The 12,360-nt window shown below is 65.4% G+C and carries 14 protein-coding genes; all 14 read left to right on the top strand.

Going from position 1 to position 12,360, the window contains the following annotated elements; translation table 11 throughout:
• The first annotated feature begins 2 nt into the window (after positions 1–2).
• On the top strand, positions 3–452 hold the full coding sequence (fliJ, locus tag RTW82_RS08400; RefSeq protein WP_021220591.1) for a flagellar export protein FliJ: 450 nt from the start codon (positions 3–5) through the stop codon (positions 450–452).
• Between the two features lie 74 nt (positions 453–526).
• Positions 527–832 (top strand): STAS domain-containing protein, encoded by a 306-nt coding sequence (locus tag RTW82_RS08395; protein ID WP_021220590.1) that lies wholly within the window; start codon positions 527–529, stop codon positions 830–832.
• Between the two features lie 7 nt (positions 833–839).
• On the top strand, positions 840–2,537 hold the full coding sequence (locus RTW82_RS08390; RefSeq protein ID WP_271660675.1) for a fused response regulator/phosphatase: 1,698 nt from the start codon (positions 840–842) through the stop codon (positions 2,535–2,537).
• A gap of 31 nt (positions 2,538–2,568) precedes the next feature.
• Positions 2,569–2,922, top strand: coding sequence for an Hpt domain-containing protein (locus tag RTW82_RS08385; protein WP_021220588.1), 354 nt, complete (start codon positions 2,569–2,571; stop codon positions 2,920–2,922).
• A gap of 76 nt (positions 2,923–2,998) precedes the next feature.
• Entirely contained in the window at positions 2,999–4,342 is a 1,344-nt protein-coding gene (locus tag RTW82_RS08380; RefSeq protein WP_316924814.1) for a flagellar hook-length control protein FliK, read from the top strand.
• A gap of 200 nt (positions 4,343–4,542) precedes the next feature.
• Entirely contained in the window at positions 4,543–5,076 is a 534-nt protein-coding gene (gene fliL, locus RTW82_RS08375; RefSeq protein ID WP_184488929.1) for a flagellar basal body-associated protein FliL, read from the top strand.
• A gap of 12 nt (positions 5,077–5,088) precedes the next feature.
• Entirely contained in the window at positions 5,089–6,060 is a 972-nt protein-coding gene (gene fliM / locus RTW82_RS08370; RefSeq protein WP_021220585.1) for a flagellar motor switch protein FliM, read from the top strand.
• Between the two features lie 41 nt (positions 6,061–6,101).
• Positions 6,102–6,572: a flagellar motor switch protein FliN gene (gene fliN, locus RTW82_RS08365; RefSeq protein ID WP_021220584.1), complete on the top strand. Its 471-nt coding sequence runs from the start codon at positions 6,102–6,104 to the stop codon at positions 6,570–6,572.
• 4 nt (positions 6,573–6,576) lie between these two features.
• The gene (gene fliO, locus RTW82_RS08360; RefSeq protein ID WP_316924813.1) at positions 6,577–7,053 is read left to right on the top strand and encodes a flagellar biosynthetic protein FliO; all 477 of its coding nucleotides are present in this window, start codon (positions 6,577–6,579) and stop codon (positions 7,051–7,053) included.
• Positions 7,053–7,808: a flagellar type III secretion system pore protein FliP gene (gene fliP, locus RTW82_RS08355; RefSeq protein ID WP_316924812.1), complete on the top strand. Its 756-nt coding sequence runs from the start codon at positions 7,053–7,055 to the stop codon at positions 7,806–7,808. The genes fliO and fliP overlap by 1 nt, the downstream gene beginning before the upstream one ends.
• A 2-nt stretch (positions 7,809–7,810) precedes the next feature.
• On the top strand, positions 7,811–8,080 hold the full coding sequence (gene fliQ, locus RTW82_RS08350; RefSeq protein ID WP_021220581.1) for a flagellar biosynthesis protein FliQ: 270 nt from the start codon (positions 7,811–7,813) through the stop codon (positions 8,078–8,080).
• A gap of 1 nt (position 8,081) precedes the next feature.
• Positions 8,082–8,858 (top strand): flagellar biosynthetic protein FliR, encoded by a 777-nt coding sequence (fliR, locus tag RTW82_RS08345; RefSeq protein WP_316924811.1) that lies wholly within the window; start codon positions 8,082–8,084, stop codon positions 8,856–8,858.
• A gap of 75 nt (positions 8,859–8,933) precedes the next feature.
• Complete coding sequence (flhB, locus tag RTW82_RS08340) at positions 8,934–10,070, top strand: flagellar biosynthesis protein FlhB (protein ID WP_271660679.1); 1,137 nt, start codon at positions 8,934–8,936, stop codon at positions 10,068–10,070.
• Between the two features lie 164 nt (positions 10,071–10,234).
• A complete protein-coding gene (gene flhA / locus RTW82_RS08335) occupies positions 10,235–12,358 on the top strand; it encodes a flagellar biosynthesis protein FlhA (protein ID WP_021220578.1) in 2,124 nt (707 codons plus the stop codon).
• The last annotated feature ends 2 nt before the right edge of the window (positions 12,359–12,360 follow it).

Here is a 12,360-nt window from a genome sequence, read left to right as displayed (position 1 = left end):
CCATGGCCCGTGACCGCGCCGCGCGCCTTGCTCCCGTCGTGGACATGGCGCAGAAAGCCGAACGCGATGCCGCCCGCCTGGTTGGGCATTGCCAGGGGTTGCTGGGCCAGGCCGAGGGCAAGCTCGGTGACCTCGAACGCTTCCGCTCCGATTACCAGCAGCAGTGGATCACCCAGGGCAGCCAGGGTGTGTCCGGCCAGTGGCTGACCAACTACCAGCGCTTTCTTTCGCAATTGGAAACGGCCGTCGCCCAGCAGACCCAGAGCGTGGCCTGGCATCGCGACAACCTGGCCAAGGCGCGGGAGGCCTGGCAGCAGCGCTACGCGCGGCTGGAGGGCCTGAAGAAGCTGGTGCAGCGCTACATCGACGAGGCGCGTGCGATTCAGGACAAGCGCGAGCAGAAACTCCTCGATGAGCTCTCGCAACGCCTCATCGGGCGCGAGGAACGCTAAATCGCGGTTGCCGAGGCTCCAGGCGGGTGCTAAATCTTCTGCACGCGTTTACATTTCTGATCAAGGAGTCTTGCATGGCCATCACCTCGCTGCCTTCGAGCGACGGGCAAGAGCTGACCATCGTCATCCAGGGACGTTTCGATTTCGGGGCTCACCAGGAATTTCGCGACGCCTACGAGCGCGTGAGCATCAACCCCAAGCGCTACGTGGTCGACCTCAAGGGCACCACCTACCTCGACAGCTCCGCCCTGGGCATGCTGCTGTTGCTGCGTGACCACGCCGGTGGCGACAGCGCGCAGATCCGCCTGGTCAACTGCAACCCCGACGTGCGCAAGATCCTCGCCATCTCCAACTTCGAACAGCTGTTCCAGATTGCCTGACACCGCCATGTCGGCCCGCCTGTCCATCCTCATCGCCGAGGACAACGCGGCCGACCGCATGCTGCTTTCCACCATCGTCAACCGCCAGGGCCACCGTGCCCTGACGGCGGCCAATGGCCTGGAAGCCGTCGCGCTGTTCCAGCAGGAGCAGCCCGACATGGTGCTGATGGACGCGTTGATGCCGGTCATGGATGGCTTCGAGGCGGCACGGCGGATCAAGCAACTGGCGGGCGAGGAGCTGGTGCCGATCATCTTCCTCACCTCGCTCACCGAGAACGAAGCGCTGGTGCGGTGCCTGGAGGCCGGCGGCGACGACTTCCTCGCCAAGCCCTATAACCGCGTCATCCTCGAAGCCAAGATCAAGGCCATGGACCGCCTGCGCCGCCTGCAGGAGACCGTCCTGCACCAGCGCGACCTGATCGCCAAGCACAACGAGCACCTGCTCACCGAGCAGCGCGTGGCCAAGGCGGTGTTCGACAAGGTGGCCCACTCCGGCTGCCTCAATGCCTCCAATATCCGCTACCTGCAATCGCCCTATGCGCTGTTCAACGGCGACCTGTTGCTGGCCGCCTACAAGCCTTCCGGTGGCATGCATGTGCTGCTGGGCGACTTCACCGGCCACGGCCTGCCGGCGGCCATCGGGGCCATGCCCCTGGCCGAAGTCTTCTACGGGATGACCGCCAAGGGCTACGCCATGGCCGATATCCTCCGCGAGATGAATGCCAAGCTGAAGCGCATCCTGCCGGTGGGCGTGTTCTGTTGCGCGACCCTGCTCAACCTCAGCTTCCAGCGGCGTGTGCTGGAGGTGTGGAACGGCGGCTTGCCCGACGGCTACCTGCGCCGCGCCGATGGCGGCCCGGTGGTGCCGCTGGTATCGCGGCACCTGCCGCTCGGGGTGCTGGAGCCGGCCCAGTTCGATGACAAGTACGAGGTCTACCCGATTGATGTCGGCGACCGCGTGTTCCTCTGGTCCGATGGCGTGCTGGAAACCTGCAACGAGGCCGGCGAGCTGTTCGGTGACGAGCGCCTGCGGCGTGTTTTCGCCAGCAATACCGCCCCGGAGCAGCTGTTCGACGAGATCCAGCGCACCCTGGCCGCCTTCCGGGGCGAAGCCCAGGACGACGTCAGCATGATCGAGGTGACCCTGGTCGAAGACCTCGAACAGCGCCCGCAGCTGGCGTTCACCGACAGCGGCCAGCTGAGCCCGCTGGACTGGTCGGCCAGCTTCGAATTCCGCGCCCAGACCCTCAAGCGCTTCAACCCCTTGCCCTTCCTCCTGCAGTTGCTGCTGGAGGTGCAGGGCCTGCGCGACCAGGGCGGGGCGCTCTACACCGTACTCGCCGAGCTTTACTCCAACGCCCTGGAGCACGGCGTGCTGGGCCTGGACTCCGCGCTCAAGCGCGATGCCCGTGGCTTTGCCGAGTACTACCGCGAGCGCGCCACGCGCCTGGCCGGGCTCGAGCACGGCCATGTGCGCATCCACCTCGAGCTGTTGCCGGTGGGCGAGGAGGGCGGGCGCCTGCTGGTGCGGGTCGAGGACAGCGGCAAGGGCTTCGATGCCCGGGCGGTGCTGGAGCGGGATATCGATACGTCGAGCCTGAGCGGACGTGGCCTGACGCTGGTCAGACAACTTGCCGCGCGCTGCGACTTGCCGGAGGATGGCAGGGGCATCCGCGTGGAGTTCGTCTGGCCACGCCCATCCTGATTCCCATCGTGTCGTTCAAGGAGTGATCCGGTTGTCCGATCTGCATATCGACAATGGCGTACTGGCCGCTTTGCAGGAAGTCATGGAAGACGAGTACCCGGTGTTGCTGGACACCTTCCTGGTCGACTCGGAGGAGCGTGTACGCCTGCTCCACCAGGCCTGCGACCAGCAGGACGCCCAGGCATTGCGCCTCGCCGCGCACAGTTTCAAGGGCAGCTGCAGCAACATGGGCGCGCCCTTGCTGGCGACCCTGTGCAAGCAGTTGGAGGAAAGCGCCCGACGCGAGCGCCTGGAAGACGCGCCGGACCTGGTTGAACGCATCGAGCGGGAGTTCGCCATCGTGCGCATCCTGTTCCGCTCCGAGCGCCAGCGTCACAGCTTCTGATTTCCTTCGCGGCCGAAACTTGGCCCGCCCCTTGCAAACCCCCTGGCACGAACCAACCCCTCAGCGGAGAGTGCCCATGCCCGTTGCCCCCGATATTCTTCTGCAGGCGAACCCTGGCGTGAAGACGAAAGTGCAGGCGGCAAAAACCCAGGTCAAGACACCGGAACCCGTCAAGAACGCGGCTCCCAGCTTTGCCCAGGTGTATGCGAAGGAGCAGCAGGCCAAGCCTGTAGAACGAAACGAGCCGGCGGCCAAGCCTGCCCGTGACAAGCCCGATGACACCCGCAAGGCGGACGATTCGGCGGACAGGCCGGCCAATGACAACACCGGCAAGCCGTCGACGGTTGCCGATAGCGGCAACGGCTTGCCGGCCGACCGCGACAGCGGGAAGGGCAGCGGCAGTGGTGGCGATACCCCTGACGACAGTGTGGCCACCAGCGACGGCACCCAGCCCGAAGACCCGGTCATCGATCCGTTGCTGCTGATGGCCATGAGCGGCCAGATCGCGCCGCCGGTGGTCGAGCCGCCCGCGCCGGAAGTCACCTTGCCGACCGGCTTGCCCAGCGTCGCGCCCGCTACCCAGGGCACCGCCACGTTGGAGGTCGATGCCCAGGCAGATCCACTGCAAGGCTTCGCCGGCATGCAGGTCGGCCTGCAAACCGAGGGTGAGGGCGACCAGGTGCAGGTGGCGACCACCACCACCGTCACCACGCAGAATTCGGCCAATGCCGGGCAGAACTTCGCCAGCGCCCTGGCCGCCTTCGGTGACAAGGCGGCGGAACCGGAAGAAGTCCCGGTGGATGTCGAACTTCCAGTGGCGGAACTCTCCGAGCAGCTCACTCAGGGCCTGGGCGAGAGCAAGTCGGAAATCCGCAGCGAAGTCCTCGATAGCCGCCTCAATGCCATCGGCCAGACCATCAGCCAGCAGTCGGCCCTGGCCCAGCGCACGCCGGCCCTGGTTCCCGGCCAGCCGGTGGCGATGAACCAGGGCGGCTGGAGCGAAGCGGTGGTTGATCGGGTCATGTGGCTGTCCAGCCAGAACCTCAAGTCGGCCGAGATCCAGCTCGACCCGCAAGACCTGGGGCGCCTGGAAGTGCGCATCAACATGGGCCAGGACCAGACCCAGGTGACCTTCGCCAGCCCCAACGCCGGGGTGCGCGAGGCGCTGGAAGGGCAGATGCACCGCCTGCGCGACATGTTCTCCCAGCAGGGCATGAACCAGCTGGATGTGAACGTCTCCGACCAGTCCCTGAACCGTGGCTGGCAGGGCCAGCAGAGCAATGAGGGCGGCAGCGGCCGAGGCAATGGCGGAAGCTCGCACCTGGGAGGTGGCGGCGACGAGGAGATCGCCGTCGGCATCAGCGAGATACGCAGCCCCACGGCAACTGGCGGGCGCGGCCTGGTGGACTACTACGCCTGATCCGCATCCCCGCAATCGTCATGTTCTAGACTGAAGGCGCCCGGTGGCTCGATAAAAAGCCACCGGGCGCCTTTTTTCGTGGGTGACAGGCGCCAAGGACACTGGTATATCCGCTGCGGCGTTTGGTGAGAAGCTGGCATAACACTTGCTCTCAACCCATTGAATGCGGGCATTAACCCGATCAGCGACGGAATTTTGGCATGGCGAAGAAAGAAGCGAAGGCGGATGCGGGCGGCGACGAAAAGCCCGCCGGCAAGAGCAAGCTCAAACTGATCATCCTGCTGACCGTGGTGCTGCTGGTGGTCGTGGGCGCCTCGGTCGGCGCGACCTGGTTCCTGCTGGGCCGCGGTGGCGACGCCAAGAAGGATGACAAGAAGGACGAGGCCGCCGCCGAGCACGCTGCTCCGGTCAAGCAGATCGCCTTGTACGAGCCCCTGGCTCCGGCCTTCGTGGTCAACTTCAACCAGAACGGCCACCAGCGCTACATGCAGGTCACCGTGGCCCTGATGGGCCGCGACAAGGCCGAGATGGATGCGCTCAAGGAGCACATGCCGGTGGTGCGCAACAAGCTGGTGATGCTCTTCTCCAGCCAGACCTTCGACACCCTGGTCACCCCGGTGGGCAAGGAGATGCTGCGCCAGCAGGCCACCGCGACCATCCAGGAAGTGGCCAAGGCGCAGACCGGCAAGGTGGCGGTCGAGCAAGTGCTGTTCACCAATTTCGTATTGCAGTAGCAGGGGAGACCCATGGCAGTCCAAGACCTGCTTTCCCAGGACGAGATCGACGCGCTGCTCCATGGCGTGGACGATGGCCTGGTCGAGACCGAGAACGAGGCGGAACCCGGGAGCGTCAAAAGCTACGACCTGACCAGCCAGGATCGCATCGTCCGTGGACGCATGCCGACCCTGGAGATGATCAACGAGCGTTTCGCCCGCTATACCCGCATCAGCATGTTCAACCTGCTGCGCCGTTCCGCCGATGTGGCGGTAGGGGGTGTGCAGGTGATGAAGTTCGGCGAGTACGTGCACTCGCTGTACGTCCCCACCAGCCTCAACCTGGTGAAGATGAAGCCGCTGCGCGGCACCGGCCTGTTCATCCTCGACGCCAAGCTGGTGTTCAAACTGGTGGACAACTTCTTCGGCGGTGACGGCCGTCACGCCAAGATCGAGGGCCGCGAATTCACCCCCACCGAACTGCGCGTGGTGCGCATGGTGCTGGACCAGGCCTTCGTCGACCTGAAGGAAGCCTGGCACGCGGTGATGGACGTGAACTTCGAGTACATCAACTCCGAGGTGAACCCGGCGCTGGCCAACATCGTCAGCCCTAGCGAAGTGATCGTCGTCTCCACCTTCCACATCGAACTCGATGGCGGTGGCGGCGACCTGCACATCACCATGCCCTATTCGATGATCGAGCCCATCCGCGAGATGCTTGACGCCGGCTTCCAGTCCGATGTCGACGACCAGGACGAGCGCTGGATCAAGGCCCTGCGCGAGGACATCCTCGACGTCAGCGTGCCGGTCGGCGCCACCGTGGTGCGCCGCCAGCTGCGCCTGCGCGACATCCTGCACATGCAGCCGGGCGACGTGATTCCGGTGGAGATGCCCGAGCACATGATCATGCGCGCCAACGGCGTGCCGGCCTTCAAGGCCAAGCTGGGCGCCCACAAGGGCAACCTGGCCCTGCAGATTCTCGATCCGATCGACCGTCAGCGCTGACGGTCGACCCACACCCTATTTGAGCCAGCCGAGGTCAACCGATGGCAGACGAAGAAAGCACCACCCCCGAGGAACAGGCGCTCGCCGATGAATGGGCGGCGGCTCTGGCCGAGGCGGGCGACGAGGCCAGCCAGGACGACATCGACGCACTGATGAACCAGGGCGGCGGAGCGGCGGCACCGGCCAACCCCCGGGCACCGATGGAAGAGTTCGGCAGCATGCCGCGCTCCAACGCACCGGTGAGCCTGGATGGCCCCAACCTCGATGTCATCCTCGACATCCCGGTGTCCATCTCCATGGAAGTGGGCAACACCGACATCACCATCCGCAACCTGCTGCAGCTCAACCAGGGCTCGGTGATCGAGCTGGACCGCCTGGCCGGCGAGCCGCTGGACGTGCTGGTCAACGGCACGCTCATCGCCCATGGCGAGGTGGTGGTGGTCAACGAGAAGTTCGGCATCCGCCTGACCGACGTGATCAGCCCCAGCGAACGCATCAAGAAACTGCGCTGACGCCATGGGACGACTCCTGCTCGCGCTGTTCTGCCTGCCCCTGACGGCGTTCGCCGCAGAGCCGGCGGCAACCGTCGCATCCGCCACCCCGGCCGCCGTCGCCGCGCCTGCCGTGGCTGCCGCTCCGGTGGTCAATGCCGGGGGCGGCGTCGCCGCGCAGCTCGGGCAGCTGACCATCGGCCTGTTGCTGGTGGTCGGCGTCATCTTCGTGCTCGCCTGGCTGCTGCGTCGGGTTCAGCAGATGGGCCCCCGTGGCGGCCAGGTGATCAAGCTGGTCTCCAGCCAGGCGCTGGGCCCGCGTGATCGGCTGGTACTGGTGCAGGTGGGCGGCGAGCAGATCCTCCTGGGCCTCACGCCCGGGCGCATCACCCCGTTGCATGTGCTCAAGGAGCCGGTGCACATGCCCGACGCCGAGCCTGCCACCCCCGAATTCGCCCAGCGCCTGATGGAACTGCTGGGCAAGGACAAGGACAAGAGCTGATGGGTTACTGGCGCATCCTGATCGCCCTGCTGCTGGCAGTGGCGGCACCCCTGGCGCTGGGCGCCGACGACCCGTTGTCGATCTCCGCCATCACCCTGTCGACCAACGCCGAAGGCCAGCAGGAGTACTCGGTCAGCCTGCAGATCCTGCTGATCATGACGGCGCTGAGTTTCATCCCGGCGTTCGTCATGCTGATGACCAGCTTCACGCGGATCATCATCGTCTTCTCCATCCTGCGCCAGGCGCTGGGCCTGCAGCAGACGCCGTCGAACCAGATCCTCACCGGCATGGCGCTGTTCCTGACGATGTTCATCATGGGGCCGGTGTTCGACCAGGTGAACCGCGACGCCCTGCAGCCCTACCTCAACGAGCAGTTGCCGGCCCAGGAGGCGATCAAGCGCGCCGAGGTGCCGGTGAAGAATTTCATGCTGGCGCAGACCCGCTCCAGTGACCTGGAGCTGTTCGTGCGCCTGTCCAAGCGCACCGACATCCAGTCGCCCGACGCCGCGCCGCTGACCATACTGATCCCGGCCTTCATCACCTCGGAGCTGAAGACCGCGTTCCAGATCGGCTTCATGATCTTCATCCCGTTCCTGATCATCGACCTGGTGGTGGCGAGCGTGCTGATGGCGATGGGCATGATGATGCTGTCGCCGCTGATCATCTCGTTGCCGTTCAAGATCATGCTGTTCGTGCTGGTGGATGGCTGGGCGCTGATCATCGGCACCCTGGCCGGAAGCTTTGGAGGGGTTTAGCCATGACACCCGAAGTCGCCGTCGACCTGTTCCGTGAAGCGCTTTGGCTGACCTGCGTCATCGTCGGCATCCTCGTGGTGCCTAGCCTGGTGGTGGGCCTGATCGTCGCCATGTTCCAGGCCGCCACGCAGATCAACGAACAGACCCTGAGCTTCCTGCCGCGCCTGTTGGTGATGCTCATCTCGCTGATGTGGGCCGGGCCCTGGCTGACCCGGGAGCTGATGGAGTACATGACCAACCTCTACCACAACATCCCCATGTTGATCGGCTGACATGCTGGAGCTGACCACAGCGCAGATCGGCGGCATGGTCGGCAGCTACCTGTTGCCGCTGTTCCGCATCGCCTCCCTGCTGATGACCATGCCGCTGATCGGCACCCAGCTGGTGCCGACCCGGGTGCGCCTGTACCTGGCCCTCGGCATCACCGCGGTGATCGCCCCCTCGCTGCCGCCCATGCCTCCGGTGGACGCGGTCACCCTGCAGGCCTTCCTGCTGATCGCCGAGCAGATACTGGTGGGGGCGGTGATGGGCTTTGCCCTGCAGCTGTTCTTCCATGCCTTCGTCGTCGCCGGGCAGATACTCGCGGTGCAGATGGGCCTGGGCTTCGCCTCCATGGTCGACCCCACCAACGGCGTTTCGGTGCCGGTGATCGGGCAGTTCTTCACCATGCTGGTGACCTTGCTGTTCCTGGCCATGAACGGCCACCTGGTGGTGTTCGAGGTGCTCGCCGAGAGCTTCGTGACCTTGCCGGTGGGCGGGGGCCTGATGGTCGAGCACTACTGGACCCTGGCCACCAAGCTGGGCTGGGTGCTCGGCGCCGGCCTGCTGCTGGCGCTGCCGGCGATCACCGCGTTGCTGGTGGTCAACATCGCCTTCGGCGTGATGACCCGCGCCGCGCCGCAACTGAACATCTTCTCCATCGGCTTCCCGCTGACGGTGGCCCTGGGCCTGGTGATCATCTGGATCGGCATGGCCGACATCCTCTCCCAGTACCAGATCCTCGCCACCGATGCCTTGCAGCTCCTGCGCGAGCTGGCGAGGGCGCGTTGATGGCCTCTCGCTGCGGCTGCATGCCGCCCATTACCCGTCCCGGTCGGTTAGCCGGGCCTTCTGTCGAGGTGCGCGATGGCAGAAAGTGAGAGCGGGGCGGACAAAAGCGAAGAACCCACCGCGAAACGCCAGCAGGAGGCGCGCGAGAAGGGGCAGATCGCCCGTTCCAAGGAACTCAATACCCTGGCCATCACCCTGGGTGGGGCAGGGGGCGTGCTGGCATCCGGCGGCGGCCTGGCGGACATGATGATGCGCATGATGCAGGCCAACTTCACCCTGTCCCGCGAAGCGCTGATGGACGAGCGCAGCATGGCGCTGTGGCTGTTGCAGTCGGGGCAGATGGCACTCTCGGCCGTTACCCCGTTGCTGGTGACGCTGCTCATCGTCTCGCTTGTGGCGCCCATCTCCCTGGGGGGCTGGCTTTTCTCCTTCGAGGCCCTGGCGCCGAAATTCAGCCGCATGAACCCGCTGTCCGGCATCAAGCGCATGTTCTCCATGCACGCGGTGGTTGAGCTGCTCAAGGCGCTGGGCAAGTTCGGGCTGATCCTGATGGTGGCGCTGATGGTGCTGTCTTCGGATGCCGACGACCTCCTGTCCATCGCCCACGAGCCCCTGGAGCAGGCCATTCTGCACAGCGTCCAGGTGGTGGGCTGGAGCGCGCTCTGGCTGGCTTGCGGGCTGATCCTCATCGCCGCCATCGACGTGCCGTATCAGCTCTGGGACAACAAGCAGAAGCTGATGATGACCAAGCAGGAAGTGCGCGACGAGTACAAGGACAGCGAGGGCAAGCCCGAGGTCAAGTCGCGTATCCGTCGCATGCAGCGGGAGATGGCCGAGCGCCGCATGATGTCCGCCGTGCCCGAGGCCGACGTGGTGATCACCAACCCGACCCACTTCGCCGTGGCCCTGAAGTACGACCCGGCCAAGGGCACCGCGCCGCTGCTGCTGGCAAAGGGCAACGACTTCACCGCGCTGAAGATCCGCGAGATCGCCCAGGAGAACAAGATCACCGTGCTGGAATCCCCGGCCCTGGCGCGGGCGGTGTTCTACTCCACCGAGCTGGACCAGGAAATCCCCGCCGGCCTGTACCTGGCGGTGGCCCAGGTACTGGCCTACGTCTACCAGCTCAAGCAATTCCGCGCGGGCAAGGGCAAGCGCCCTGCGCCCTTGACGGAGCCGCCGATCCCCGCTGACCTGCGTCGCGACGACTGACCCTGCGCTGCCCCTGCCTGTAGGCAAAGGTCGCCGCGCCCCCCTCTGCACCGCCACCTCCGGGAAGTTGGTGAGCTTCTTGCACAAGCTCTGCTGCGCGCATCCGCGCGTCAAAAGATTGAATGGGCGAGGGCTGTGTTTCGCCACTGCTTGAGGGTAGAGATTTGGATCGTTCGCAACTGATCGGCAACGTGCGCGGCAATGTCGCCAGCCTGTCCCGGGGCAACCTGGGGGTGCCGCTGCTGGTGCTGATCATGCTGGGCATGATGACGTTGCCGGTGCCGCCGTTCCTTCTGGACGTGTTCTTCACCTTCAACATCGCGCTCTCCATCGTGGTTCTGCTGGTCAGCGTCTACGCCCTGCGCCCGCTGGACTTCGCGGTCTTCCCCACCATCCTGCTGGTCTCGACCCTGCTGCGCCTGGCGCTGAACGTGGCCTCCAGCCGCGTGGTACTGCTCCACGGCCAGGACGGCCACGACGCCGCAGGCAAGGTGATCCAGGCCTTCGGTGAAGTGGTCATCGGCGGCAACTACGTGGTCGGTGCGGTGATCTTCGCCATCTTGATGATCATCAACTTCGTGGTGGTCACCAAGGGTGCCGGCCGTATCTCCGAGGTGAGTGCACGTTTCACCCTGGACGCCATGCCCGGCAAGCAGATGGCGATCGACGCCGACCTCAACGCCGGCATCATCGACCAGGTCGAAGCCAAAAAGCGCCGCGCGGAAGTCTCACAGGAAGCCGACTTCTACGGTTCCATGGACGGTGCCAGCAAGTTCGTCCGCGGTGACGCCATCGCCGGCCTGCTGATCCTCTTCATCAACCTGATCGGTGGCATGGCCATCGGCATCATCCAGCACGGCCTGACCTTCGGCGACGCCGGGCGCATCTACTCCCTGCTGACCATCGGTGACGGCCTGGTGGCGCAGATCCCCTCGCTGCTGCTGTCCACCGCCGCTGCGATCATGGTGACCCGTGTTTCCAGCTCCGAGGACATGGGCCAGCAGGTCAACCGCCAGATGTTCGCCTCGCCCAAGGCGCTGGCCGTCTCCGCCGCCATCCTCATCGCCATGGGCCTGGTCCCGGGCATGCCCCACGTGTCCTTCCTCGGCCTCGGCCTGATCGCCGCTGGCGGCGCCTGGTGGATCTGGCGCAAGGGCCAGAAGGAGAAGGAAGTGGCTGTGCAGGAAGCGCAGCGCCAGCAGGAACTGCTGCCGGCCCAGCGCGCCCCGGAAACCAAGGAGCTGGGCTGGGACGACGTCACCCCGGTGGATATGGTCGGCCTGGAAGTCGGCTACCGCCTGATTCCCCTGGTGGACCGCAACCAGGGTGGCCAGCTGCTCACCCGCATCAAGGGCGTACGCAAGAAGCTGTCCCAGGAGATGGGCTTCCTCATGCCGTCGGTGCACATCCGCGACAACCTCGACCTGCTACCCAACGCCTATCGCCTGACCCTGATGGGCGTCAGCGTGGCCGAGGCGGAGGTCTACCCGGACCGCGAGCTGGCGATCAACCCCGGCCAGGTGTTCGGCACCCTCAACGGCATCGCCGCCAAGGATCCGGCGTTCGGCCTGGAGGCCGTGTGGATAGACGGCAGCCAGCGTGACCAGGCGCAGTCCCTCGGCTACACGGTGGTGGACGCCAGTACCGTGGTCGCCACCCACCTCAATCAGATCCTGCACAAGCACGCCCACGAGCTGCTGGGGCACGAAGAAGTGCAGCAGCTCATGCAATTGCTGGCCAAGAGCTCGCCCAAGCTGGCGGAAGAGCTGGTTCCGGGCCTGGTTTCGCTGTCGACCCTGCTCAAGGTGCTGCAGGCGCTGCTGCAGGAACAGGTGCCGGTGCGCGACATCCGCACCATCGCCGAGGCCATCGCCAACGTCGCACCCAAGAGTCAAGATCCCGCCGCTATGGTGGCAGCTGTTCGCGTGGCGCTGAGCCGCGCAATCGTGCAAAGCATTGTGGGACTAGAGCCGGAGCTGCCTGTGATCACCCTGGAGCCCAGGTTGGAACAGATATTGCTCAGTAGCATGCAGAAGGCCGGACAAGGCTCCGAGGATGGCATCCTCCTGGAGCCTGGCATGGCCGAGAAGCTGCAACGTTCCCTGGTGGAAGCGGCGCAGCGCCAGGAAATGCTCGGCAAGCAGGCCATCCTGCTGGTAGCCGGGCCGATCCGGGCGATGCTGTCGCGCTTCGCAAGGCTCGCCGTGCCAACCATGCACGTACTGGCCTACCAGGAAATACCGGACAACAAGCAGGTCACCATAGTCTCGACTGTGGGGCAGAACTAACC

Source organism: Pseudomonas sp. zfem005 (assembly GCF_032621735.1).
Taxonomy (GTDB): Bacteria; Pseudomonadota; Gammaproteobacteria; order Pseudomonadales; family Pseudomonadaceae; genus Metapseudomonas; species Metapseudomonas solani.
This window is presented reverse-complemented; position numbering and strand designations above follow the sequence as displayed.

Coding starts and splice junctions, on each gene's coding strand:
- fliJ (WP_021220591.1), top strand. CDS start 3: ATGGCCCGTGACCGCGCCGCGCGCCTTGCTCCCGTCGTGGACATGGCG.
- RTW82_RS08395 (WP_021220590.1), top strand. CDS start 527: ATGGCCATCACCTCGCTGCCTTCGAGCGACGGGCAAGAGCTGACCATC.
- RTW82_RS08390 (WP_271660675.1), top strand. CDS start 840: ATGTCGGCCCGCCTGTCCATCCTCATCGCCGAGGACAACGCGGCCGAC.
- RTW82_RS08380 (WP_316924814.1), top strand. CDS start 2,999: ATGCCCGTTGCCCCCGATATTCTTCTGCAGGCGAACCCTGGCGTGAAG.
- fliL (WP_184488929.1), top strand. CDS start 4,543: ATGGCGAAGAAAGAAGCGAAGGCGGATGCGGGCGGCGACGAAAAGCCC.
- fliM (WP_021220585.1), top strand. CDS start 5,089: ATGGCAGTCCAAGACCTGCTTTCCCAGGACGAGATCGACGCGCTGCTC.
- fliN (WP_021220584.1), top strand. CDS start 6,102: ATGGCAGACGAAGAAAGCACCACCCCCGAGGAACAGGCGCTCGCCGAT.
- fliO (WP_316924813.1), top strand. CDS start 6,577: ATGGGACGACTCCTGCTCGCGCTGTTCTGCCTGCCCCTGACGGCGTTC.
- fliP (WP_316924812.1), top strand. CDS start 7,053: ATGGGTTACTGGCGCATCCTGATCGCCCTGCTGCTGGCAGTGGCGGCA.
- fliQ (WP_021220581.1), top strand. CDS start 7,811: ATGACACCCGAAGTCGCCGTCGACCTGTTCCGTGAAGCGCTTTGGCTG.
- fliR (WP_316924811.1), top strand. CDS start 8,082: ATGCTGGAGCTGACCACAGCGCAGATCGGCGGCATGGTCGGCAGCTAC.
- flhB (WP_271660679.1), top strand. CDS start 8,934: ATGGCAGAAAGTGAGAGCGGGGCGGACAAAAGCGAAGAACCCACCGCG.